The organism is Pseudomonas imperatae (assembly GCF_057128625.1).
In genome coordinates this window covers 199,373-222,284 of sequence record NZ_JBSKHP010000003.1, presented here as the reverse complement: position 1 = coordinate 222,284, position 22,912 = coordinate 199,373, and the positions used below count along the sequence as shown (strand labels likewise).

Sequence of the window (22,912 nt, the reverse complement as noted above, 5' to 3'; positions counted from 1 at the left end):
GCAGGCCGCGTCCGCCATCGATCTACCACGCCAGCGTGGTTGTGACGCGGCCTGCGGCCGCTGCTACGGGATGCGAGATATCCGTTCAAAGGTGCTGGCCGCCGTGCCACCAAGCCATCTACACTCGGGCATTCACTGGTACACGGAGGTTTTCCATGCGGCGCGTGGTGTTCAATCAGAAAGGTGGCGTTGGCAAATCGAGCATCGCCTGCAACCTGGCGGCGGTCAGTGCCCAGGAGGGCTATCGCACCCTGCTGATCGACCTGGATGCACAAGCCAATTCGACCCATTACCTGACCGGGTTGACGGGCGAGGACATCCCCATGGGCATCGCCGACTTCTTCAAGCAGACCCTGTCCTCCGGGCCGTTCGCCAAGAAGAACACGGTGGATATCTACGAAACGCCCTTCGACAACCTGCACGTGGTCACCGCCACGGCGGAGTTGGCTGACCTGCAGCCCAAGCTGGAAGCCAAGCACAAGATCAACAAGCTGCGAAAGCTGCTGGATGAGCTGGCCGAAGACTACGACCGCATCTACATCGATACGCCGCCGGCGCTGAATTTCTACGCGGTTTCCGCGCTGATCGCCGCCGATCGCGTGCTGATTCCCTTCGACTGCGACACCTTCTCGCGCCAGGCGCTGTACGGCCTGATCGCCGAGATCGGCGAGCTGCGCGACGACCACAACGAAGACCTGGAAGTGGAAGGCATTGTCGTCAACCAGTTCCAGGCCCGCGCCAGCCTGCCCCAGCAGATGCTCGACGAACTGATCGCCGAAGGCCTGCCGGTGCTGCCGGTGTACCTGACGAGCTCGGTGCGCATGCGCGAATCACACCAGGCCAGCATGCCGCTGATCCACCTTGACCCACGGCACAAGCTGACCCAGCAGTTCGTCGAACTGCACCAGCTGCTGGAAGCCAACGCTGCGGCTTAAATGCCCTGGCTGTTGAGCCACGCCAGCAGCTGCGGCAACGGGAACGCGCCGCTCTGGCGCGCCACTTCGCGACCGTGCTTGAACAGGATCAGGCTGGGGATCGAACGAATGTTCAATTGCCCCGCCAGCTGCTGGTTGGCCTCGCTGTCCAGCTTGGCCAGGCGGCAGCGGCCGCTCAGTTGGCCGGCGGCTTGCTGGAAGATCGGCGCGAAGGATTTGCATGGCCCGCACCATTCCGCCCACACGTCCACCAACAGCGGCAGGTCGCCCTTGATCTGGCTGGCATAGTCGCCTTGGGCCAGGTCGAACGGTGCGGCCAGGATGACCTGGCCCTTGCAGCGCCCGCATTTGGGCGAGTCGCCCAGGCGTTCGGCGGGGATGCGGTTGAGGCCGTTGCAGTGGGGGCAGGGGATGACCAGGGGTTCGGACATGGTGGCTCCAGGTTTGGCAGTTTTGCAGATTCTACCGTTAAGCGAATCCCGTAGCAGCGGCCACAGGCCGCGTCAGCAGCGCCGCTGGACGCCGCCTGCGGCAGCTGCTACGGGCGTAGGGGTGGTCACGAGGAGCAACTGATTTCCAGGTGCTTGCCCCATTCCGGCGGCCGCTGGGCGTAGGCGTCCATGCCTTCCTGCGCTTCGAACGGCCTGGTCAGCACCTGGTGCAGCCGGCGCACTTCTTCGTAATCCCCTTGCTGGGCTGCATCGATCGCTTTCTGCGCCAGGTAGTTGCGCAGCACGTACAGCGGGTTCACCGCGTGCATGCGCGCAGTACGCCCGGCGTCGTCGCCATCGCGGGCAATACGTTGCAGATAATCGGCGGCCCAACGGTCGAAGCCCTCGCGGTCGACGAAATCGTCGCGCAGCACCGCCACGGCGGCCGCCGCTGGCTGGTCGCCCAGGCGGCGGAAGAACAGGTTGTAGTCCACGCCGCTGTTCTGCATCAGCCGCAGCAGGCTTTCGACCATGGCCTTGTCGCCGTCTTCGGCGCGGGTGAAGCCCAGCCGGCGGCGCATCAGGTCCAGGTAGTGGGCCTCGTACAGCGGCAGGAACAGCTCCAGGGTCTCGCGCAGGGCCTCGACGCTGATGAACGGTGTCAGCGCCTGGGCCAGCGCGCTGAGGTTCCAGTGGGCGATGGGCACCTGGTTGCTGAAGCTGTAGCGGCCCTGGTCATCGGAGTGGTTGCAGATGAAGTTGGCGTCGAAGTCATCGAGGAAGGCGAACGGGCCGAAGTCGAAGGTAATGCCCAGGATCGACATGTTGTCGGTGTTCATCACCCCGTGGCAGAAGCCATAGGCCTGCCACTTGGCGATCAGCTCGGCGTTGCGTTCCAGCACGCTGCGGAACATGGCCAGGTACGGCTCGGGCTGCTCCAGGCATTCGGGGAAGTGCATGGCCAGCACGTGCTCGCCCAGCACCTTGGCCTGCTCCGACTGCTTGGTGTAGTAGAAGTATTCGAAGTGGCCGAAACGTATGTGGCTCGGCGCCAGGCGCAGCAGCATGGCGCCGCGCTCCTGGGTTTCGCGCCATACCGGGGTGTCGGAGCCGATCACGCACAGCGCGCGGCTGCTGGGGATGCCCAGGGCATGCAGCGCTTCGCTGGCAAGGAACTCGCGGATCGACGAGCGCAGCACCGCGCGGCCGTCGCCCATGCGCGAATAGGGGGTCAGGCCGGCGCCCTTGAGGTGCAGGTCCCAGTGCTGGCCGGCGTCGTTGTACACCTCGCCCAGCAGCAGCCCGCGGCCATCGCCCAGGCGCGGGCTGTAGCCGCCGAACTGGTGCCCCGAATACACCATGGCCCGCGGGTCGGCGTCGGCCCACAGCTTGTGGCCGCCGAACAGCTGGGCGAAGGTGGGGGAGTGGGCCTCGGTAGGGTCCAGGTCGAGCAACGCCATGGCCGCATCACTGGCCACCACCAGGCGTGGATTGTCGAGGGGGTCGGGCAATACCGAGGTTGAGAACGCGTCGCCCAGGCGGGCGAAGCGGTTGTCGAAGGTCAGTTCGTCGAGGGCTTTCAACGGCCATCTCCAGCAGAATGTCCGAGCATTCTGCTGGGGGATGGCCATGGCGTCCAGTCAGTCCAGATGAATGTCGGGCGGCTCGGGGCGGGTTTTCGCCTGCGGCTGGGCGTTGGGCAGCAGCTGCTCGTCGACTTTGTCCATCGGCACCATCTTGAACTCCTGGCCTTGGGTGTTCTTGAGGTACACCTCCATCTGCCGGAACGAGATGTTGATGTTGTTCTTCTTGAACTCGCGGTTGATGTAGCGGTTCATCTCGTCGAGCACCGGGTTGCGGTCGCCCAGGTCGCGCACGTGCATGCGCAACTCGTGGTCCAGGGTGCTCTCGCCGAAGTTGAGGAAGTACACGCTGGGGCCTGGGTCCTTGAGCACCCGAGGGTTCTCCTGGGCGCCCTTGAGCAGCAGCGCGCGCACCAGGTCCAGGTCCGAGCCGTAGTCCACGCCCAGCTTCAGGGTGACACGGGTGATGGTGTCGGTCAGCGACCAGTTGATCAGTTGCCCGGTGATGAACGTCTTGTTCGGGACAATGATGTCCTTGCGGTCGAAGTCGGTGATGGTGGTGGCGCGGATGCGGATCTTGCTCACCGTGCCCGACAGGCTGCCGATGGTGATGGTGTCGCCGATGCGCACCGGACGTTCGAACAAAATCATGATGCCGGAGATGAAGTTGGCGAAGATCTCCTGCATGCCGAAGCCCAGGCCTACCGACAGCGCCGCCACCAGCCACTGCAGCTTGTCCCAGCTGACGCCCAAGGTCGACAGCGACGAGACGAAGCCGATGCCGATGATGATGTACGACAGCAGCGTGGTGGTGGCGTAGGCACTGCCCTGGGCCAGGTTCAGGCGCGACAGCACCAGTACCTCCAGCAGGCCTGGCAGGTTGCCCGCCAGGGCCACGGTGATGCCGACGATGATCAGCGCGCCCAGCAGGTCGCCGAGGCTGATGGGCACCATGCTCATGGTGGCGCCGGTGCCGCTGGTGTATTCGTAGAGGGTGATGTTGTCCAGGTAGGCGAACACGCTGATCAGGTCCGACCACACCCAGTACAGCCCGGCGATGAACACGCCCATCAGCGCCAGGCGAATCAGGCGCAGGGACTGCTGGTTGACCTGTTCGATGTCCAGGGTCGGCTCTTCCACGGGGATCTCGCCGTCGCCGCTTTCCTTGGCCGCCTGGCGCTTGCTCAGGGCGCGCTGGTAGGCCAGGCGCCTTGCCGCCACGCTGAGGCCGCGGACGAAGGCGGCTTCGATCACCAGCCACAGCATCAGCAGGTACAGGGTGTCGATCAGCCGGTCGGTGAGCTTCAGCGCGGTGTAGTAGTAGCCGAAGCACACGGCCATGAACAACGCCACCGGCAGCGCCGTGAAGGCCACGCCCACCGCCTTGCGGAACAGCGAAGTGTTGCCGTGGGTGGGGCTGCTGAGCAGCAGGCGGCTGAGCAGCCAGGCCATCAGGGCGTAGCAGGTCAGCACCACGACGATGCCGATGACATCGTCGGCCAGGGCCGAAGGCTGCAGCTCGGCCACCGCCACCACGGCCACCAGGGCCATGACCACGATGCCCAGGCGGCGGATCCAGTTGCGCAGGAACTCCACCTGGGGCTTCTGCCAGCGGAAGTGCACCTCGGCCACGCCGCCGGGCGCCAGTATCCGGTAGGCGGTGTAGAACACCAGCCAGGCCTGGGCCATTTGCAGCAGCGCCGAACCCAGGCTGGCGTTCTGGCCGCGGGCGTCTATCTGCAAGGCCAGGCCGCACAGCGCCAGCCCCAGGCCCACGGGGATGGCCAGCAGCACGTTGACCAGCAGCGCCTGGGGCGTGTGCCACTGGCTGTCACGCTTGAAGTGGCCAATGTCCTTGTGCACGCGGTTGAGGCGGTTGTGCAGGTAGCTGCGGCGCCACAGCAGCACGCCGATCAGCAGCAACAGCGGCACGAAGAACAGCGGCCGCTGCGCCAGGCCGTCGGCCAGCTCGCTGAGGCTGGAGGCCCAGGGCAGGGTGGTCAGCTGCTTGCTCAGGTGCGACGGCGCGCTTTCCAGCCAGTCGGGGTCCAGCGGTTTGTTGCTGGGAATCCAGAACATTTGCTCGTCGAGGGTGGCGCGCAGGCTCAGGGCGGTGCTCAGCAGCTGTTTCTGGTTCAACTGCAGGGTGATGGACTCGTTGAGCAGCGCGCTCAGCTCGCGGTTCAGGCGCTCCAGCAGGTCGCTGCGGGTGACCGCCAGGTCCAGCAACTGCTTGCGCAGTTGCGGCGTGACCTGCTCGGGCGGCTGCGCGGCGATCAGGCCGTCGACGTAGGCGGTGGGGCTGCTCAGGGCTTCGCGCTGCTGGTTGACCTCGAACTGGTACAGGCGGATGTCGGCGATCTCGTCCGCCAGGTTGCGGTCCACCTTCAGGTGCGGCAGCGCCTGTTTCTGCTTATAGAGGATCTTCGACAGCAGCAGGCTGCCCTTGAGCACGTTGATCTGCTCGTCCAGGGCCTGGTCGCTCTGGGTCAGGCTGTCCAGCTGCTGCTGGGTGTGCAGGTTCTGCTGGGTCAGGTCGTTGAGGCGGTCGGTGCTTTTCAGCAGGTAGTCCGACAGCTTGAGGTTGGTGGCGCTCTCGGTGGCCAGCACGCTGCTGCCGCCGGCCTTCTGCGCTTCGATGGACTGCTGCGTCACCGTCTCTTGCGACTGCGCCAGGCGCTTCTCGTTGATCAGCGACTGCAGGTCCTGGATTTCCTGGCTGATGCGCGAGATTTTCTCGAACACCAGGTCGTGCTGGCTGTTGCCCAGGTCCTGCAACAGGGTATTGCCGGCCAGCTCCTGGCGGCGCAGGGCAATCAAGGCGTTCAGCGAGGCCTGCTCGGCCAGCAGCTGGTTGCGCTGGTCGGCGGACACCACCTTGCCGTTGTCCTTGCCGGCCTTGAGGATGCCGTTGATCTGGGTGATGCGCGCCTGGCTGTTGCTGATCTCGGTCTGCGCCCGCTCCGGGCGGGTCTGGGCGGTGATGCTCAGGCTGTTGGCCTCGGTCAGCTGCTTCTGCAGGTCACCCTGCTGGGCGCCGCGGTCGTTGAGCAACTGCTCCAGCTGCGGCACCGACAGGTTGGCGTAGCGCTGGGCGACCGGGATCACCTTGGTGGCCTTCAGCTTGGTCAGCTCGCGCTGGTTCTCGCTGATCACTTGCGGGGCTTCGGTCAGCTGTTTCTTCAGCGCGGGCAGCTGGTTGTTGCTGTCGTCGCGGCTGGAAAGGTACGCCAGGGTCTGCTCCAGCACCTGTTGCAGGGCTTTCTGGTCGGCGTCCGACAGCTTGCGGTCGGCGATCTTGTCGATGCTTTGCTGCACGGACTCGCTGGTGGGTGGGTCGGCCGCGTGTACAGCGGTGACAGTCAGGCACAGCCCAAGCAGGGCTGCGGAGAAAAATGAGCGCAGTGAGGGCATAGTGAAAAGTCGTTTACAGCTCGAGAGAGAATGGCAGTTTAGAGGAAGAGTCCGGGCCCCGGCGCACTTCCTTCGGGCAGTTTGACGCCCACTTTCTGGATCTTGTTCCCGTCCATCACGGCCACGGTCCAGATTGTGTTGTTCCACACCACGTGGTCGCCCACCACCGGCGCGCCGCCAACCTTCTGCATGATGAAGTGGCTGAGCGGCGTCTGCGGGTCCTGGCCGTCGAGCTGCAAACCGTACAACGCGGCTACAGGCCCCAGTTCTGCGTCCCCTTCGAGCACGAAGTCGCCGAAGAAGCGCAAATCCAGACCCCGTTGCGGCGCCTGGCTGAACAGCTTTCCGAGTGCTGGCAGATTGTGTTCGTGGCCGATTACACAGAGCAAATCATCCACTTCCAACACCGTACTACCCGACGGATGGAGCAGTTCCTGCCCCCTGAACAGGGCCGCGATACGGGTACCCTCGGGCATTTTCAGCTCGCGCAGCGGCGAGCCGATGCACCATTTCTCGGCGCCCAGCTTGTAGACGAACAGCTCCCACTCGCTGGTGACGTGCACCTCCAGCGCCGAGCGGGAAATGGGCGCCGGGTCCGGCGGCACGGTGACCTTCAGCAGCTTGGCCACCCACGGCAGGCTGGTGCCCTGCACCAACAGCGACACCAGCACGATGAAGAACGCCAGGTTGAAGTACAGCTGCGCCTCGGGCAGCCCGGCCATCAGCGGGAACACCGCCAGGATGATCGGCACCGCGCCGCGCAGGCCTACCCAGGAAATGAAGGCTTTCTCACGGCCGTGGAAGGCCTTGAACGGCAGCAGGCCGACGAACACCGACAGCGGCCGTGCTACCAGGATCATGCCCAGCGCCAGCGCCAGGGCGGGCAGGGCGATGGGCAGCAGGTCGTGGGGCGTGACCAGCAGGCCCAGCACCAGGAACATGCCGATCTGCGCCAGCCACGCCATGCCGTCGAGCATGTGCAGGATGCCGTGGCGGCTGCGGATAGGCTTGTTGCCCATCACCAGGCCGCACAGGTACACGGCCAGGAAGCCGCTGCCGTGCAGGGCGTTGGTCAGGGCGAACACCACCAGGCCGCCAGCGACCACCAGGATCGGGTACAGGCCGCCGGCCAGGTTGATGCGGTTTACCAGCTGCAGCATCACCCAGCCGCCGCCCAGGCCGATGACCGCGCCGATGCCGAATTCCTGCACCAGGTGGCCCAGCAGGCTCCAGTGCAGGCCGGTCTGGTGGCTGGCGAGCATGTCGATCAGGGTCACGGTAAGGAACACCGCCATGGGGTCGTTGCTGCCCGATTCGATCTCAAGGCTCGCCGTTACCCGCTCGTTCAGGCCCTTGCCGCCCAGCAGCGAGAACACCGCCGCAGCATCCGTGGAACCGACGATGGCGCCGATCAGCAGGCCCTGGATGATGTTCAGGTTGAACAGCCAGGCGGCCATCATGCCGGTCAGGCCGGTGGTGATCAGCACCCCCACCGTGGCCAGCGACAGCGCCGGCCACAGCGCCACGCGGAAACTCGCCACCCGCGTGCGCAGGCCGCCGTCCAGCAGGATCACCGCCAGTGCCAGGTTGCCGACCAGGTAGGCCGTGGGGTAGTTGTCGAAGATGATACCGCCGCCGTCGACGCCGGCGGTCATACCCACCGCCAGGATGATCACCAGAATCGGGATGCCCAGGCGCGAGGAGAGGGAACTGACCAGAATGCTAGCACCTACCAGCAACGCGCCGATCAAGAACAGGCTGTTGATGGTCGTCGCATTCAAAGGCAGTACTCCCTAAAACTGAGGTGGCGAAACAGCCTGCATCATGCAGGCTGCGTGCCAAGGGATTCTAACCTGTGCAAATGTACCCATGTCAAAAAGGTTCGTATTTTGGTGGCCGTGACGCGGCCTGCGGCCGCTGCTACGAGGGCCCCGTGTACCTCGTCGATCGCGTCGCCTGCATCGCGATCAGCGGGGTGCGCGCGGCCCCGTAGCAGCTGCCGAAGGCTGCGTCATCGATCGCGCGCCTAAAACCAACTGTCAGCCATCCCCAGGCAGGTATCGTCTCGGCTCTGCAACAGATGCAGGTCGTGATGACAGGCCGGCAGCTCCCACGTCAGGAAATACCGCGCTGCCTGCAGCTTGCCCTGGTAGAACTCGCGATCCACGGCGTTGCCCTGGTCCAGCCCCTCCTGCGCGCGAATCGCCTGCTCCAGCCAGCGCCAGCCAATCACCGTATGGCCGAACACCTTCAAATAAAGCGCCGAGTTCGCCAGGGTGCCGGTGACCTGCCCCTTGGCCAAATCGCCCAGCAGCCCCAGGGTCACGCCTTGCAGCGCGGTCAACATGGTTTCCAGCGGCTGGCGCAGGGCGCTCAGCGAGTCATGCGCCTGGGCGCGCTCGCAGGTCTGGCTGATCAGGCGCATCAACTGCTTGAGCCCGGCGCCGCCGTTCTGTGCCAGCTTGCGGCCCAGCAGGTCCAGCGACTGGATGCCATGGGTGCCTTCGTGGATCGGGTTCAGGCGGTTGTCGCGGTAGTACTGTTCCACCGGGTATTCGCGGGTGTAGCCGTGGCCGCCGAGGATCTGGATCGCCAGCTCGTTGGCCTTCAGGCAGAACTCCGACGGCCAGGATTTGACGATAGGCGTCAGCAGGTCCAGCAGCTCGTGGGCCTGGCGGCGCACCTCGTCGCTCTCGCCGGTCAGGGTGTCGTCGAACAGCCGCGCGGCGTACAGGCCCAAGTCGAAGGCGCCTTCCACGTAGGCTTTCTGGGTCAGCAGCATGCGCCGCACGTCGGCGTGGTTGATGATCGCCACCGGCGCGGTGGTCGGGTCCTTGGCATCGGGCAAGCGGCCCTGGGGCCGTTCGCGGGCATAGTCCAGGGAATACAGGTAGCCTGCGTAGCCCAGCATCACCGCGCCCATGCCGACGCCGATGCGTGCCTCGTTCATCATCTGAAACATGTAGCTCAGGCCCTGGTGCGGTTTGCCCACCAGGTAGCCGACGCAGTTGCCGTTATCGCCGAAGTTCAGCGCCGTGGAGGTGGTGCCGCGCCAGCCCATCTTGTGGAACAGCCCGGCCAGCAGCACGTCGTTGCGCGGGCCCAGGCTGCCGTCGTCGTTGACCAGGAACTTGGGCACGATGAACAGCGAAATACCCTTCACCCCCGGCGGCGCGTCCGGCAGCTTGGCCAGCACCAGGTGCACGATGTTCTCGGACAGCGGGTGATCGCCGCCGGAAATGAAGATCTTGTTGCCCTTGAGGCGGTAGCTGCCGTCGGCGGCAGGCTCCGCACGGGTACGGATGTCCGACAGCGACGAGCCGGCGTGCGGCTCGGTGAGCGCCATGGTGCCGAAGAAACGCCCGTCGATCATCGGTTGCAGGAAGCGGCGCTTCTGCTCGTCGCTGCCGAAGCTCTCGATCAGGTTGGCGGCGCCCATGGTCAGGAACGGGTACGAGGTACTGCCGGCGTTGGCGGCCTGGAAATGCGCGAAGCAGGCTTGCGACAGCAGGGTCGGCAGCTGCATGCCGCCGTCCTCGAACGCACGGGCGGCGTTGAGGAAGCCGGCCTGCAGGAACGCATCCACCGCAGGCTTCACTTCCGGGATCAGCACCGCGGCGCCATTTTCATAGCGCGGCTCGTTCTCGTCGGCCTTGCGGTTATGCGGCGCAAAATACTTCTCGGCGATGCTGCGCGCGGTGCTGATGGCGGCGTCGAAGGTCTCGCGGTTGTGCTCGGCGAAGCGCTCGCGCTGGGTGAGGCTTTCGGCGTCCAGCACTTCGTACAGCTCGAAAGCCAGGTTGCGGGCGCTGAGGAGGGTCTCGGACATGGCGGCATCCTTTTATTTGATGCGCCGAGTGTAGAAGCGAGGTGGGGGCAGGAACAGCAAGATAGACAACAGTGATGATGCAAGCCCTGTAGCAGCGGCCGCCAGGCCGCGTCCCAAGCGGCGCGGTATCTGGTCGCCTTGAGCTTTTGCTTTACTTTATTGGAATTTTGTAACGGTTAGTTCAAGCTCAAAGATATAGCCGCTGGTAATGAAAGTGAATTTGGTGGTTGCGCCTGCAATCAACGCAGATATGGCCAGGGGCTGTGTGACTGCTGCGGCCAGCGTATTAGCGAAAGGAATTGAAAAAGGGAACGCGGAAATCTTGAGGGTGACGTCAAACTCTAGAATGCTTTTGCCGGGTAGCGGTGGATTGAAGTATGTGTTGGAAACATGTTGGTATCCAGGCGTCTGTAGTTTTGTCGGGTCGCCATTAACTGCTAATCCTGACAAGTTTGTAACGATAATTTCCTGTAGGGCTGTGAACACTGCTGCCTGCTCTGCCAAGAAAGGCTGTGCGGGTGGGAGGGGAGCCCAGGCTGGCGGTGGCGGGTTAGCCCCCAAGACTGTGGGATACAGGCCGATGGCCAGGGGATGAAGTGTGGGAGTTGCCATGTTACTTCTCCTGATACTGTTCGGCTCTCGGCCGGGAGTACAAGGTAACGCGAAATTTCATTGTTGAGGAAGGAAAATGATTGTACATAAATAACCAATAACTACGGTGTTTATCGTGTTGCGTGGGTGTATGAGATTGTTCGGTGAAGTCTGTTTCTCATGTGGGGGCGGTGAGGTCGGTTTATAATATTTGGTGCATAAAAAAGGCGCCCATAAGAGCGCCTTTTTTTTGTTGCAGCTATCAGCCGATGGTCATCAAGCTGGCATTCCCCCCCGCCGCAGCGGTGTTCACGCTCAACGCACGTTCGATCACCAGCCGCTCCAGGGCGATGTTGCTTTCGCCGTGGGACAGCCCCTGCACGCCAACGATGGCGCCGGCACGCTTGGCCACTTGCTGGCACACCGCGCGCAGTTGGTCGGAGTCGCCGTGGTGGATGACGGCGTCGAACACCACTTCATCCTTGGTCCACTCCGGCACCAGCTGGATGCGGGCCTGTACTTCCTTCGGCAGGCGCGCGCGCAGCGGTTTGGCGATCTCGCCTTCCGGCCATACGGCGGTGCTGCCCACGGCCAGGGCGGCGGCCAGTTGCACCAGCAGGTCGGCTTCCTGGTCGGCCAGGCACAGCACGTGTTCGCGCGGCAGGATGCTGTAGCTGTTGCGCTCGCCGGTAGGGCCTGTCAGCTGGCGGGTCACGCCGCTTTGCGACTGCTGGGCGAATTGGCCGCACAGGGTGGCCAGTTCCGCGTGCTGGTTGCTGCCGGCCCAGGCTTGCAGGGCTTGCAACGGCTTGGCCATGGCGTCGCGCAGGCGCACGTCGGGGGCGGCTTCGCTGTCGGCGCGCTTGAAGGTGTGCTCGATGGCGCCTTCAGGGCGGGTGGACAGCAGGCGGTACAGGTACAGCGGGCCGCCGGCTTTCGGGCCGGTGCCCGACAGGCCTTCGCCGCCGAACGGCTGCACGCCCACCACGGCGCCGACGATGTTGCGGTTGACGTAGACGTTACCGGCGTTGACGTTATCGATGACCTTGGCGATGGTCTCGTCGATGCGGGTGTGCACGCCCAGGGTCAGGCCGTAGCCGGAGGCGTTGATCTGCTCGATCAGCTGGTCGAGGTTCTTGCGGCTGTAGCGCACCACGTGCAGCACCGGGCCGAAGATTTCGCGTTGCAGCTCGTCGAAGCTGTCCAGTTCGATCAGCGTTGGCATCACGAAGGTGCCGCGCTTCACTTCCTCGGCGTCGGCGATGGCCACCTGGTACACGGCGCGGCCTTTGTCGCGCATGCCCTGGATGTGCTTCTCGATGCCGGCCTTGGCTTCGGCGTCGATCACCGGGCCGATGTCCACGGACAGGCGCTCGGGGTTGCCCAGGCGCGATTCGGCCATGGCGCCCTTGAGCATTTCGATCACGCGGTCGGCGGAGTCTTCCTGCAGGCACAGCACGCGCAGGGCCGAGCAGCGCTGGCCGGCGGAGTCGAAGGCCGATGACACCACGTCGATGACAACCTGCTCGGTGAGCGCCGAGGAATCGACGATCATCGCGTTCTGGCCGCCGGTTTCGGCGATCAGCGGGATCGGCCGGCCCTGGCTGTCCAGGCGCCCGGCGATGTTGCGTTGCAGCAGGCGCGCCACCTCGGTGGAGCCGGTGAACATCACGCCTTTCACGCGCTCGTCACCTACCAGGCGCGCACCCACGGTTTCGCCGCGGCCCGGCAGCAGTTGCACCACGCCCTCGGGGATGCCGGCTTCCAGCAGCAGGCGCACGGCCTGGGCTGCCACCAGCGGGGTCTGTTCGGCCGGCTTGGCCAGCACCGGGTTGCCGGCGGCCAGCGCCGCGGCTACCTGGCCGGTGAAGATCGCCAGCGGGAAGTTCCACGGGCTGATGCACACCACCGGGCCCAGGGGGCGGTGGGCGTCGTTGCTGAAATCGTTGCGGGCCTGCACCGCGTAGTAGCGCAGGAAATCCACGGCCTCGCGCACCTCAGCGATGGCGTTGGCGAAGGTCTTGCCGGCTTCGCGGGCCAGCAGGCCCATCAGCGGCTGGATCTCGGCCTCCATCAGGTCGGCGGCGCGTTCCAGGATGGCGGCGCGCTCGGCCGGCGGGGTGGCCTGCCAGATCGGGCCGTTGCTCATGGCGCACAGAATGGCGTTGTCGACGTCGGCGACGGTGGCTTCCTGCACGTGGCCGACCACGTCGCGGTGGTCGGACGGGTTCAGCACTGCCTGGGCCACTTCGGTGCTGGCGTCGCAGCCCAGCATGGGCGCGGCTTTCCAGTCGGTGTGGGCGGTGCTCAGCAGCGCGCACGACAGCGACGCCAGGCGGTGTTCGTTGGCCATGTCGATGCCGGCCGAGTTGGCGCGTTCGCTGCCATACAGGTCACGCGGCAGCGGAATGCGCGGGTGCGGCAGGCCGGTGGTGCCTTCCTGGGTGGCCATGCGTTCGATGGTGCTGACCGGGTCGGCCACCAGTTCCTGGATGGAAATGGAGGTGTCGGCAATGCGGTTGACGAACGAGGTGTTGGCGCCGTTTTCCAGCAGGCGGCGTACCAGGTAGGCCAGCAGCGTTTCGTGGGTGCCGACCGGTGCGTACACGCGGCACGGACGGTTCAGCTTGCCATCGGCGACCTTGCCTACCACCTGTTCGTACAGCGGTTCGCCCATGCCGTGCAGGCACTGGAACTCGTACTGGCCGGGGTAATAGTTCTGACCAGCGATGTGGTAAATGGCCGACAGGGTGTGGGCGTTGTGCGTGGCGAATTGCGGGTAGATGACTTCCGGCACCGACAGCAGCTTGCGTGCGCAGGCGATGTAGGACACGTCGGTGTACACCTTGCGGGTGTACACAGGGTAGCCTTCCAGGCCTTCCACCTGGGCGCGCTTGATTTCGCTGTCCCAGTAGGCGCCCTTCACCAGGCGGATCATCAGGCGGTGGCGGCTGCGGCGCGCCAGGTCGATGACGTAGTCGATCACGTACGGGCAACGCTTCTGGTAGGCCTGGATCACGAAGCCGATGCCGTTCCAGCCAGTCAGCTGCGGTTCGAAGCACAGGCGCTCGAGCAGGTCCAGGGACAGCTCCAGGCGGTCGGCTTCCTCGGCGTCGATGTTCAGGCCGATGTCGTATTGCTTGGCCAGCAGGGTCAGCGACAGCAGGCGCGGGTACAGCTCGTCCATCACGCGCTCGTACTGGGCGCGGCTGTAGCGCGGGTGCAGCGCCGACAGCTTGATGGAGATGCCCGGGCCTTCATAGATGCCGCGGCCGTGGGAGGCCTTGCCGATGGAGTGGATGGCCTGCTCGTAGGACGCCAGGTACTTTTGCGCGTCGTGCTCGGTGAGCGCGGCTTCACCCAGCATGTCGTAGGAGTAGCGGAAGCCCTTGGCTTCGAACTTGCTGGCGTTGGCCAGGGCTTCGGCGATGGTCTCGCCGGTGACGAACTGCTCGCCCATCAGGCGCATGGCCATGTCGACGCCCTTGCGGATCATCGGCTCGCCGCTCTTGCCGATGATGCGGCTCAGGGACGAGGTCAGGCCCGCTTCGTTGTGCGTGGACACCAGCTTGCCGGTCAGCAGCAGGCCCCAGGTGGCGGCGTTGACGAACAGCGACGGGCTGTTGCCCAGGTGCGGCTGCCAGTTGCCGTTGCTGATCTTGTCGCGGATCAGCGCGTCGCGGGTGCCCTTGTCGGGGATGCGCAACAGCGCTTCGGCCAGGCACATCAGCGCCACGCCTTCCTGGGAGCTCAGGGAGAATTCCTGCAGCAGGCCCTGGACGATGCCGGCACGGCCGCCGGCGCTTTTCTGGTTGCGCAGTTTTTCGGCGATGCCGGCAGCCAGCTTGTTGGTGGCCTCGGCCATGGCGGCGGGCAGGCGCGCCTGCTCCAGCAGCATCGGCACCACTTCCGGCTCGGGGCGGCGGTAGGCGCCGGTGATGGCCGCGCGCAGCACCGATTGCGGCAGGATGCTCTCGGCAAACTCCAGGAAGCACTGGTGGGCGTGGTCGGCCTGCAGGTCGCCGGCGTCGTCGTTGGCCGAGTGTGGCTGGCCGTTGAGTTCAGGCAGGGTGGCGCCACCCTCGAGCTTTTCCAGGTAATTGAAAATCGCCTGCTTGATCAACCAGTGCGGGGTGCGGTCGATGGACTGCGCAGCTGATTTCAGTCGCTCGCGGGTAGGGTCGTCAAGTTTGACCCCCAGGGTGGTCGTCGCCAATTTCTTGTCCTCATCAAGGCCACGTAGGTGTGGCAATAAAGCCGGCGGCAAGATTAGCCGTTGCTCACGGTAGGGTGCAACTAGGTGCAACCCGTATTTCGATGAAAAGTTGCACCTGTCATCGACTTGCTTTTTTTGTGTGGCGAATCTGCACAACGGCAGTGCGCGGCGCGCGCCCAATGCTCCCAAAGGAAGCAGAAGCAAGGCTTTGCGGGCGGCAGCCGGCTGTTGTGTAACAAGGTGCAACTTGCAGGCCATTTCGGTTGCGCCCTGTCCGCTGATCGCACCAAAATGCACTTCGTTGGTGCAACCCTTTCCCGGGGCATCAGCCTTCGTGCAAAAAGGTGCAACCCGGTGGTTGCTACATAACAACAACTAAAAGGAAGTTTCCCCGATGGGTGCGAGCAACCCCACCTTGATCACGTTCGTGGTCTATATCCTCGCCATGGTGCTGATCGGCTTCATGGCCTACCGCGCCACCAACAACCTCTCCGACTACATCCTGGGCGGGCGCAGCCTGGGCAGCGTGGTCACGGCGCTGTCGGCCGGCGCCTCGGACATGAGCGGCTGGCTGCTGATGGGCCTGCCTGGCGCGGTCTACCTATCCGGGCTGTCGGAAAGCTGGATCGCCATTGGCCTGATCGTCGGCGCCTACCTCAACTGGCTGTTCGTGGCTGGCCGCCTGCGGGTGCAAACCGAGCACTGCGGCGACGCCCTGACCCTGCCGGACTACTTCGCCAGCCGCTTCGAGGACCGCAGCGGCCTGCTGCGAGTGATCTCGGCGGTGGTGATCCTGATGTTCTTTACCATCTACTGCGCCTCGGGCATCGTCGCCGGCGCGCGGCTGTTCGAAAGCACCTTCGGCATGAGCTACGAAACCGCCCTGTGGGCCGGCGCGGCGGCGACCATTGCCTACACCTTCGTCGGTGGCTTCCTGGCGGTGAGCTGGACCGACACCGTGCAGGCGACGCTGATGATCTTCGCCCTAATCCTCACGCCCATCGTCGTGGTGCTGGCCACCGGCGGCGTCGATACCACCTTCCTGGCCATTGCCGCCCAGGACCCGGCGCACTTCGACATGCTGCGCAATACCAGCTTCATCGGCATCGTCTCGCTGCTGGGCTGGGGCCTGGGCTATTTCGGCCAGCCGCACATCCTGGCGCGGTTCATGGCGGCCGATTCGGTGAAATCCATCGCCAAGGCCCGGCGCATTTCCATGACCTGGATGATCCTGTGCCTGGGCGGCACTGTGGCCGTGGGCTTCTTCGGTATCGCCTATTTCGCCGCGCACCCGGAGCTGGCCGGGCCGGTCAGCGACAACCACGAGCGGGTGTTCATCGAACTGGCGAAGCTGCTGTTCAATCCCTGGGTGGCCGGCGTGCTGCTGTCGGCCATCCTGGCGGCGGTAATGAGCACCCTGAGCTGCCAGCTGCTGGTGTGCTCCAGTGCCCTGACCGAAGACTTCTACAAGGCCTTCCTGCGCAAGGCGGCCGGCCAGCGCGAACTGGTGTGGGTGGGGCGCGGCATGGTGCTGCTGGTGGCGCTGGTGGCCATTGCCATGGCCGCCAACCCGGAGAACCGCGTGCTGGGCCTGGTCAGCTACGCCTGGGCCGGCTTTGGCGCGGCGTTCGGGCCGGTGGTGCTGCTGTCGGTACTGTGGCGGGGCATGACCCGCAATGGCGCCCTGGCCGGTATCGTCGTGGGCGCGGCAACGGTGGTGCTGTGGAAGCAGTTCAGCCCGGTGCCGCTGTACGAGATCATCCCCGGCTTTGCCTTCGCTACCCTGGCCATCTGGCTGGTCAGCGTGCTCGGCAAGGCGCCGTCGCTGGCGGCGCGTGACCGTTTCGACGCCTCCAGCGCGGCTTACCACGCCGGCAAATGATCGGATCGCGGCCCTGCAGCCTTGGGTTGCAGGGCCGCCCCGAGGTAAACTCCCGGGCCTTGCAGGAGTTGCCATGAACTATCGTCACGCCTATCACGCCGGCAACCACGCCGACGTCTTCAAACACCTGGTCTTGAGCCGCCTGCTTGCGCTGATGTCGCGCAAGGAGCAGCCCTTTGCCTACCTGGACACCCACGCCGGCATTGGTCTGTACGACCTGCGTGGCGACCAGGCCAGCCGTACCGGCGAGTTCCTGGAAGGCATCGCCCGCCTGTGGCAGGCCGATGACCTGCCGGCGCTGACCGCCGACTACATGGGCCTGGTGCGCGACATGAACCCCGACGGTGAGCTGCGCTACTACCCCGGTTCGCCCGAGGTGGCCCGCCGCCTGACCCGCCCGCAGGACCGCGTGCAGCTCAACGAGAAGCACCCGGCCGACGGCCTGCTGCTGAAAGACAACATGAAGGGCGACCGCCGCGTGGCCGTGCACCTGGGCGAGGGCTGGCACGTGCCGCGGGCCCTGCTGCCGGTGCCGGAAAAGCGCGCGGTGATGCTCATCGACCCGCCGTTCGAGCAGCTGGACGAGATGCAGCGTTGCGCCAAGGCGCTGAAAGAGGCGGTAGGGCGCATGCGCCAGACCGTGGCAGCCATCTGGTACCCGGTGAAGGACCAGCGTGCGCTGAAGCGCTTCTACCAGGACCTGGCCGGCAGCGGCGCGCCAAAGTTGTTGCGCGTGGAGCTGCTGGTGCACCCGGTGGATACGCCGCAGAGCCTGAACGGTTCGGGCTTGGCCATCGCCAACCCGCCGTGGGGCCTGGAAGAGGAACTGCGCGAGCTGCTGCCGTGGCTGGCCGAGAAGCTGGGCCAGACCCAGGGCAGCTGGCAGATGGACTGGCTGATCGCCGAGTGATTCGGCGGCGCCTGTGACGCGGCCTTGCGGCCGCTGCTACAGAGGTGCCGGGCCCCGAGATCGTAGCCGCTGCCGAAGGCTGCGCTGGCCGGTGTGAACACTGGAGGTTTCCAGTGGGGCATAGGGCCAGCGCAGCCTGGCGGCAGCGGCTACGCAATAGGCGTAGTTAGCGGTTCAACCAAGGCGGCATGCACACGCCGGTGCCACCCAGGCCGCAGTAACCCTCGGGGTTCTTGGCCAGGTACTGCTGGTGGTACGCCTCGGCGTAGTAGAAGGTCGGCGCTTCGGCGATTTCAGTGGTGATCTCACCTTCGCCGGCCTTGGTCAGTTCCTCTTGGTACGCGGCCTTGCTGGCCTCGGCCGCAGCCAGCTGCTCAGCCGTGGTGGCAAAGATCACCGAGCGGTATTGGGTGCCGATGTCGCCGCCCTGGCGCATGCCCTGGGTAGGGTTGTGGGATTCCCAGAACGGCTTGAGCAGTGCCTCGTAGCTGGTTTCCTTTGGATCGAACACCACCAGCACCACTTCGCTGTGGCCGGTCAGGCCCGAGCAGGTTTCTTCATAAGTAGGGTTGGGCGTCATGCCTCCGGCGTAGCCCACGGCGGTGGTGTACACGCCTGGCTGTTGCCACAGCAGGCGCTCGGCGCCCCAGAAGCAACCCATGCCCAGGATGGCCACTTCCAGGCCCTCCGGGAACGGCCCGGTCAGGGTGCGGCCGTTGACGAAGTGCTCGGTGGGCACGGTCATGGCGGTTTCACGGCCAGGCAGGGCCTGGGCAGCGGTGGGCAAGACGTTTTTGTTCACAAGAATCTCCGAGCGCAGAACCATGTCCCATTCCCCTGAAGGCAGGTGTGGATAACCTGGGTGGTCATCTATTGATAGCCCGGTAGTTTGCCCGAGAGTGGCGCCGATGTCAGGCGCCGGGGCCGCGTGGGTAGCGCTTGAGGCGGCGCAGCAGCTCGTGGCTGGGAATAGGGCGGTCGAACAGGTAGCCCTGGCCCACGTCGCAGCGGTGGCGGCGCAGGAAATTCAGCTGCTCGGCGGTCTCGATGCCTTCGGCCACCACCTTGAGCTTGAGGTTGTGGGCCATGGCGATCACCGCCGAGGTGATCTCCATGTCGTCCTGGTTGTCGGGAATCTCGTGGATGAAGCTGCGGTCGATCTTGAGAATGTCGATCGGGAATTTCTTCAGGTAGCTGAGCGACGAATAACCGGTGCCGAAATCGTCCATGGCCAGGGTCAGGCCCAGCGCCTTCAGCTGGTCCAGCTGCTGGTGGGTGTCGTCGGTGGCTTCCAGCAGCAGGCCTTCGGTGAGTTCCAGCTCCAGCAGCGCCGGGTCCAGGTCTTCGTCCTTGAGGATGTGGGCGATGGACGCCACCAGGTCCGGGTCGGAGAACTGCTTGGGCGACAGGTTGATGGCCACCTGCAGGCGGCCTAGCCCGGCGGCGATCAGGCTCTTGGTCATGCGGCAGGCCTGGCGCGCGATCCATTTGCCGATGGGGATGATCAGGCCGGTTTCTTCAGCCACGCTGATGAACTGGTCGGGGCGGATCATGCCCTTTTCCGGATGGTTCCAGCGCAGCAGCGCCTCCATGCCCAGCAGGCGCCCGGTGCGCAGGCACAGCTTGGGCTGGTAGAACACCTCCAGCTCGTTCTGGGTCAGGGCGCGGCGCAGGTTGTTTTCCACGAACAGCTTGTAGCTGGCCTCGGCGTTCAGCGCCTCGGTGAACACCTGCACCTGGTGCTTGCCGTTGGCCTTGGCCTTGTGCAGCGCCAGGCCGGCGTTCTTCATCAGGGTCTGCGGGTCACGGCCGTGCAGCGGTGCGCAGGCCAGGCCCACGGAGCCGGTGACGTTGATCAGCTGGTTGTCGACGAACATCGGCTTGTCGAGGGTCTTGAGCACCTGCACGGCGGTCTGCTGGCCGGCTTCCAGGTCGGTGTTATCCAGCAGCACCGCGAACTCGTTGCTGGCGAAGCGCGCCAGGCTGCCGCTGGGGCTCAGGCTGTTGCGCAGGCGCCGGGCCAGGCTGATCAGCAGCTTGTCGCCGGTCTGGTGGCCGAGGCTGTCGTTGATGCGCTTGAAGTTGTCGATGTCCACCAGCAGCAGGCTGATGGGGGTGTCGCTGTCGCGGGCGAAGCGCTCGTCCAGGTTGCGGATGAACGCCGGCCGGTTGCCCAGGCTGGTGAGGTTGTCGGTGTAGGCCAGGCGCTCGATGCGCTGCTGGGCCAGCTTGCTCTGGGTGATGTCTTCGTAGATACCGATGTAATGCGTCAACTCGCGGTTGTCGCCGTACACCTTGGAAATCGACAGCTGGCCCCAGTAGGGTTCCAGGTTCTTGCGGCGGCTCTTGAACTCGCCCTGCCAGCTGTTGCTGTTGGCCAGGCTGCCGGGGGCGTCGAACAGAATTTCGCTTAGGTTCTCCAGGGCCGGCAACTGCGACAGGCGCTGGCCGTGGACCTCTTCGGTGCTGTACTGGGTGATGGCGGTGAAACTTGGGTTCACGTACTCCACCACGCCGTCGCAGTTCACCAGCAGGAAGGCGTTGGCGCTCTGTTCCACCGCGCGCTGGAACAGGTGCAGGGCGCTGGTGGCGGCGCGGCGGTTGTGGTTGTTGATGACCTGGGCGAACTGGTCGGCCAGCTCGCCGGCAAAGGCGATCTCGTCGGACTGCCAGGGCCGGGTTTCGCCGGTCTGCTCCAGGCACAGCACGCCCACCACCTGGCCGTCGATGCGGATGCTGGCGTCGAGGATGGCGTTGATGTCGCGCGCGCGCAGGCTCTCGACCATCTCGTGGGTGCGCGGGTCGAAGGCGGTGTCGTTGACGTCCACCGCGCGGCTGGTGTGCAGCGCCTCCAGGTAATCGGGGTAGCGGCTGACGTCGATGGGTTGCAACGGGCGGTATTCGCCCTTGAGGCCGTCGTAGGCGGCGATGGGCTCCATGCGCTGGTCGTTCAGGTTCCACAGGCTGGCGCCGCCGATGTCGTAGATTTCGCAGGCGCTGCGGGTGATCAACTGCGCCGCTTCGAGCATCGGGTTGTTGGTGCTGTAGCGCTGGCGGGCCAGGCGCAGGATCAGGTCCTGCTGGGCGCGCACGCGGTCCAGGTGTTGCAGTTGCTCTTGCTGGGCGCGCTGGTTCAGCTCCAGGGCGATCTGCAGGCGGTTGTTCTGCGATTCCAGGTCGCCCTGGCCGGGTAGTAGATCGCCCAGCAGGTCGTCGATCACCAGCAGGTAGCCGCGCAGCAGCTGGCGGTTGTGCTGCTTGTAGGGCTCGCCCAGCTCCAGCAGCGCCAGCGGGCCTGCCGAGGTGTGCAGGGTGTAGCGCACCAGGTAATGGGGCTTGCTGGCCAGCTGCAGCTGGATGGCGTCGTGCAGTTGGTAGCGAGCCTCGGGCTCCATCAGGCTGGCGTAGGGCGAACCGACCAGCGCGCACAGCTCCGCCGCGGGCAGGCCAAATTGGCGCTCGCAGTTGGGGTCCAGGAACAGCAGAGCCCAATTGGCTTCATTCAGCCGTTCGAAACGCAGCATACCGAGGCGCGAAGGCACCGGTAACTGCGTCACTACCTCGGCCGCCATACGGCTGGCGGCATCGGGTTGGCTTTTCATGGGGAGCTCGCTTCAAGAGTGCTGGTCGTGCGCGGGCGGGTACAAACCCTCAGGTTTCCGGGCGCATGTGGCAAGGTTGCATCATGGCGCTCAGGCTGACAAGCAATACAGTGGCTCCGTGCCTGTATCGTTATCGGCAGTGCGGTTCGATACTTCAATTTCCAGTGAAAATCAGTGTTTGTGGCGGTTTTGTTGGCGCCAGAGACCGGGTGGTTCTGAAGCGAAATCACTTGGGGCAACCCCAATTTGTTGCCCTGCCAACAAGGCGGACTGCGCAGATGCCACCGACTGTGCACGCCCGAAACAGATGTAGGACCGGGCTTGCGCGTCAGGCGGGGAAGCGCCGCGCGGGCGGTGCGCGGTCTGACGAACGCCGAAAATCCCAAGCGCACACCTCCAAGGCCCCACTACAACCTGTAGCCGCTGCCGCCAGGCTGCGCTGGCCTGCGTGAACCCTGAAGATCTCCAGCATAAGCGAGGGGCAGCGCAGCCCAGCGGCAGCAACTATAACGCCTAGCTTTGCGCTGCTTGATCCAATCCTTCCAGCGCAGCCGCCAGCAAGCCGCTGCTGCTGTCGATCAGTTGGCCCATGATTTGGTTCAAGGCTCGAGTTGTCCTCGTATCTGCGTCACATGCCTCGTCACACAATACGGCCATGTTTGCGAGGCTGGCGGCGAGGTGTTCGAGGGCTTCGTGTAGTGGGATGCCTGGTTGCACGCTGAAAAGCGCGTTGCCGGAAGATGTATGTCCGAAGGGGATGGCGAGCGTGGTCAATGCGTCTGAAGTCATGTTCATGGTCAGTTCCTCAAGTTTTGCCGCCACCTGTCGCCGTCAAACGAATAGGTGGCAGCTGTACGCAGGTTGACGGACCGGAGGAACCAACAAACCCGGCGCACCCGAAGGTGCCCCGCGCACAGCCGCCATAACGCGTGGACGAGCGCGTGCGCGTCCGAAATCTGCGATGGGACTTTGTTGATTTTCGAGGCCGTCAAACCTCATCACGAATGGGTCGTGACGGAGGCGAGGATAGGGGGTGAGTTCGGCAGGGTCAATCGTGGATGGTCTGGATTGTTGGGAAATATCCGCCACTAAAAATTGATCTCGCCGATCTTCAGTCGGCCAAACAAGGCGGACGGTGGAGAGGCCACTGACTGTGCACGCCCGAAACAACTGTGGGAGCGGGCTCTGCCCGCGAAGCGCCGTGCGGTGTGATGGGCGCCGAAAATCCCAAGCGCACACCTCCAGGCCCCACGACATGCGCTGGCCTGCGTGAACGCTGAAGATCTCCAGTGTAAATGAGGGCCAGCGCAGCCTTCGGCAGCGGCTACAGGGATTTTGGTGGGCCTCTGAAGTGTGCGCTTGAGATTTTCAGTGTTCACACAATCGAGCGCCGCCCGCGCGGCGCTTCGCGGGCAGAGCCCGCTCCCACAGTTTGTTTCGGGCCAATCATGCCAGTGGCATCTCCACCGTCCGCCTTGTTTGTTCGCCATTGGATGGGTGGCGCGCCGTTTTAAAAGCA

13 protein-coding genes are annotated in these 22,912 nt (G+C 64.8%); 3 read left to right on the top strand and 10 right to left on the bottom strand.

What is annotated here, in order from left to right:
* Positions 1-155: 155 nt before the first annotated feature.
* Complete coding sequence (locus tag ACWKWX_RS05640) at positions 156-935, top strand: ParA family protein (protein ID WP_416422082.1); 780 nt, start codon at positions 156-158, stop codon at positions 933-935.
* On the opposite strand, the gene trxC is transcribed toward ACWKWX_RS05640, so the two are convergent.
* The 7 genes from trxC to putA form a co-directional block, all read right to left on the bottom strand.
* Positions 932-1,366, bottom strand: a complete 435-nt coding sequence (gene trxC, locus ACWKWX_RS05635; protein WP_476294821.1) for a thioredoxin TrxC — start codon at positions 1,364-1,366, stop codon at positions 932-934. The genes ACWKWX_RS05640 and trxC overlap by 4 nt on opposite strands.
* A gap of 125 nt (positions 1,367-1,491) precedes the next feature.
* Positions 1,492-2,949 carry a protein adenylyltransferase SelO gene (selO, locus tag ACWKWX_RS05630; protein ID WP_483827188.1) on the bottom strand — a complete coding sequence of 486 codons (1,458 nt, stop codon included), beginning with the start codon at positions 2,947-2,949 and terminating at the stop codon, positions 1,492-1,494.
* A 57-nt stretch (positions 2,950-3,006) separates the two neighbouring features.
* Positions 3,007-6,363: a mechanosensitive channel MscK gene (mscK, locus tag ACWKWX_RS05625; protein WP_416422085.1), complete on the bottom strand. Its 3,357-nt coding sequence runs from the start codon at positions 6,361-6,363 to the stop codon at positions 3,007-3,009.
* A gap of 38 nt (positions 6,364-6,401) precedes the next feature.
* Positions 6,402-8,144 (bottom strand): potassium/proton antiporter, encoded by a 1,743-nt coding sequence (locus tag ACWKWX_RS05620; RefSeq protein ID WP_416422086.1) that lies wholly within the window; start codon positions 8,142-8,144, stop codon positions 6,402-6,404.
* A gap of 245 nt (positions 8,145-8,389) precedes the next feature.
* Positions 8,390-10,192, bottom strand: coding sequence for an acyl-CoA dehydrogenase (locus ACWKWX_RS05615; RefSeq protein WP_483827187.1), 1,803 nt, complete (start codon positions 10,190-10,192; stop codon positions 8,390-8,392).
* A gap of 156 nt (positions 10,193-10,348) precedes the next feature.
* Positions 10,349-10,804 carry a hypothetical protein gene (locus tag ACWKWX_RS05610; RefSeq protein WP_483827186.1) on the bottom strand — a complete coding sequence of 152 codons (456 nt, stop codon included), beginning with the start codon at positions 10,802-10,804 and terminating at the stop codon, positions 10,349-10,351.
* A gap of 241 nt (positions 10,805-11,045) precedes the next feature.
* On the bottom strand, positions 11,046-14,999 hold the full coding sequence (gene putA / locus ACWKWX_RS05605; protein WP_416422088.1) for a trifunctional transcriptional regulator/proline dehydrogenase/L-glutamate gamma-semialdehyde dehydrogenase: 3,954 nt from the start codon (positions 14,997-14,999) through the stop codon (positions 11,046-11,048).
* Positions 15,000-15,393: 394 nt separating this feature from the next.
* Between putA and putP the strand changes: the two genes are divergently transcribed.
* Positions 15,394-16,881: a sodium/proline symporter PutP gene (gene putP / locus ACWKWX_RS05600; RefSeq protein WP_483827185.1), complete on the top strand. Its 1,488-nt coding sequence runs from the start codon at positions 15,394-15,396 to the stop codon at positions 16,879-16,881.
* A gap of 73 nt (positions 16,882-16,954) precedes the next feature.
* A complete protein-coding gene (locus tag ACWKWX_RS05595) occupies positions 16,955-17,791 on the top strand; it encodes a 23S rRNA (adenine(2030)-N(6))-methyltransferase RlmJ (RefSeq protein ID WP_416422090.1) in 837 nt (278 codons plus the stop codon).
* Positions 17,792-17,957: 166 nt separating this feature from the next.
* Here ACWKWX_RS05595 and msrA read toward each other — a convergent pair whose 3' ends face one another.
* The 3 genes from msrA to ACWKWX_RS05580 all read right to left on the bottom strand — a co-directional run bounded on the left by msrA (position 17,958) and on the right by ACWKWX_RS05580 (position 22,188).
* Positions 17,958-18,617 carry a peptide-methionine (S)-S-oxide reductase MsrA gene (gene msrA / locus ACWKWX_RS05590; RefSeq protein WP_476294813.1) on the bottom strand — a complete coding sequence of 220 codons (660 nt, stop codon included), beginning with the start codon at positions 18,615-18,617 and terminating at the stop codon, positions 17,958-17,960.
* Positions 18,618-18,702: 85 nt separating this feature from the next.
* Positions 18,703-21,393 (bottom strand): sensor domain-containing phosphodiesterase, encoded by a 2,691-nt coding sequence (locus ACWKWX_RS05585; protein WP_473005166.1) that lies wholly within the window; start codon positions 21,391-21,393, stop codon positions 18,703-18,705.
* Between the two features lie 513 nt (positions 21,394-21,906).
* Positions 21,907-22,188, bottom strand: coding sequence for a DUF3077 domain-containing protein (locus ACWKWX_RS05580; protein WP_483827184.1), 282 nt, complete (start codon positions 22,186-22,188; stop codon positions 21,907-21,909).
* Between the last annotated feature and the right edge of the window lie 724 nt (positions 22,189-22,912).